General features: G+C 44.9%; 2 protein-coding genes. Both read left to right on the forward strand.

From position 1 onward, the window contains the following. Window positions 1–545: 3'-5' exonuclease (locus B2U97_RS01505; RefSeq protein ID WP_286830186.1), on the forward strand; the 545-nt coding region annotated here is incomplete at its 5' end. A 292-nt stretch (window positions 546–837) separates the two neighbouring features. Next, the coding region (locus B2U97_RS01510) for a TonB-dependent receptor plug domain-containing protein (RefSeq protein WP_286830188.1) at window positions 838–2,942 on the forward strand (2,105 nt) is incomplete at its 3' end.

Raw genomic sequence — 2,942 nt, forward strand, 5'->3', positions numbered from 1 at the left:
CCGGGCTGGATCCTAAAAAACACCAAATTTTGTCTATTGCCTGGATGAGGATTCATCCCCCTGTGATGCACGTTGGCAATGCCCAGTATCATGTTTTCGCTCACGGACAGGAGCTTGAACTTGGCCAGAGCCCAACCATTCATGGTTTAACCAAGCCGGATTTCTTGCACAGTTCGGAACCCAGGCAAACTTTCGCCATGCTAAGCCGTGCTTTGAATGATGCCGTGTTAGTTTGTCACCACAAAGGTATGGACTGGCGTTTCTTGAAACATATCGAAGCGCAGCACGGTATCCCCTTTAATCCCCTGGCTATATTCGACACTTTAGCGTTCGAAAAACATAAGCTTGGACGCAACCCCCATCAACCTATTCAAGTTGGGCAGCTTACCCTTAGTGCTTGCCGAAAACGCTATAACTTACCCAATTATCATTCCCACCATGCACTGACGGATACCGTTGCCTGTGCGGAGCTTTTTTTGGCGCAGTGCTATGCTTTTGAGTCGTCAAATGGACCTTTAAGATCGTTCCTGAAAAACTCTCACTAAAATACTTGAATTAGGCAGTTACAACTGGAAAACATATGTTTAAAGGTCGGATACATAAGTTGTTTTCGTTAATAAAATAGATTTTTAAATAACCGGTTAGCTTGTTTTTTGTTCGGTCGGTTCTTGCTGTATAAGAAAAGGCTCAAACACCTATTGAAATGAACTCCTCACAGCGTTAAAAGGTTGTTACCGAAAACGGGTAGTCGAATAATAAGTAGTCGGACCGTCATCGGTTTCAGGTTGCTTTCGCCAATCAAGCAACTCAAAAATAATGTTCCAGGGAGTAATATCAATGAATAATAAACTGTTTCGCCGCAGCATTACTGCGGTTGCAGTTGCGTCCACGCTGTCATTTCCAGCATTAGCTCAGGACAATACTGCAGATCAAAATAATATCGAGAAAATTGAAGTAACCGGTTCTCGTTTGAGCCGTGCCAGCATGGAAACCCCCGTACCGGTAACCACCATCGGCCGTGAAGATATTGTTCAAACAGGGGCTATTAACGTTGCTCAAGTATTGAATATGTCGCCTGTCGCTATCGCCGGTTCAGATCAATCGAACTCTGCGTTTGATACGGTATCTGTTGGTTTGAACACAACCGAATTACGCAACATGGGTGCTGAACGCACGTTGGTACTAGTTAACGGCCAGCGATTTGTATCTGGTATTGCACCTTCTTCAGGCTATGCCGTTGACTTAAACGCTATCCCAGCCTCAATGGTGGAGCGCATTGAAATTCTGAAGAGTGCTTCTTCAGCTGTTTATGGTTCTGATGCCGTAGCTGGTGTAGTTAACATTATTACCCGTAAAGATTTCGAAGGTATCGAAATTAGCACCCAGGCTGGCATTTCAGGTGAACATGATCGCCAAACTCAGACCTTTAACTTAACCACAGGTAAGAATTGGGACGGCGGTAACGCTTGGTTCTCTTTCGGTATTGATAACGACGAAGGTCTTAAATCAAGCGCTCGCTCATTCTCTGCTGTCGACAGTGCAGTTTACTCTGATGAGAACGGCAATGAGTATGTAGGAGATTTACTGTCATCTTTCCCTAAACAGGGTCGTGTATCAGTTAAAGATGCTGACGGAAACACTCTAGAGAGTTTTGACGCTGACGGAACAGAGTATTCAGGCGGATTCAATCGTGCTTCTGTACGTCAGTTAGTAACACCATTAGAGCGTCGTTATGTATCTGCTGAAATTCGTCAAGACTTGTCAAGTGACTTGAACGTATTTGGTTCTGTTCACTGGAACTCGGCTGAAACGAAAGGTTCAACTATTGAACCAACACCATTTAATGTCGGTGAAGACTTATGGATGAATAACCGTGTTGAAGATCCTGTAGCAGGGTTAAGCGTATACTCTCCATTGGTGCCTCAGGAGCTACGCGACAACTTATTATCTTATGGTATTGATGACCTTGGTTCTCAGCGTGTAGACTTTGTGCGTCGTATGGCTGAATTCGGAAACCGTTCTACTGACGTTACTCGTGATACTTTGCGTATTGCATCAGGTTTTAGTTATGCAATTGATTATAACTGGACCTGGGACAACTACTTCACTTGGGGTCGTACAAACCAGGAACAGCTAAATGGTGGCCAAATCAATACAGACCGCGCACGTCTTGCTTTGGATGTTACTGAAGACGCTAATGGTAACTTGGTGTGCGCGAGCGATATCGCAGCTATGCAAGGTTGTGTTCCGTTAAACCTATTTGGCGAAGGTACTGTTTCACAAGCTGCTGTTGATTATGTTTCGACTCCAGCGAAAGCAACCGGCACAGCTGAACAGTTTGTAGTGCAGAGTGTTATTTCAGGTGATTTACCATTAGAGTTGGCAGGTGGTTTTGTCGGTTTAGCTGGTGGTCTTGAGTATCGCGAAGAAAAAGGTACTTATAGCCCGGGTGATTTAGCTCAAACTGGTGCTTCAAGCACAAACAAGGCCCAACCGACAGATGGCAGCTTTAACACCAGTGACGTGTTTGTAGAAACGCGTTTGCCGGTATTAATGAACTGGTCTATTGATCTTGCGGCACGTTACTCTGAGCATTCCGCCACTGGCGGCGCTGTTACCTGGAACGTAGGTACAGAATATGAGCCAATAGAAAGTGTCAAGCTGCGTGCGTCAGCTGCAACTGCTATTCGTACTCCAAATATTTCCGACTTATATTCAGGTAATGGTGAAACATTTGCTCGTGTAAACGATCCTTGTGTAGGTGTAACTGCAACAAGTGAAGGAAATATAGCTGAAAACTGTCGTTCAATTGACTCAGTTAATGGACGTATCCAGTCTGCCGGTGAATTTGAGCTGACCTCTGCAGAAACTCAAGGAACAGGCGGTTTAGTTGGCGGTAACCCTGATGTTCAGGAAGAAACCGCTGATACTTATAGTGTCGG

The organism is Idiomarina sp. UBA3176 (assembly GCF_002364295.1).
In the GTDB taxonomy this organism is placed as follows: Bacteria; Pseudomonadota; Gammaproteobacteria; order Enterobacterales; family Alteromonadaceae; genus Idiomarina; species Idiomarina loihiensis.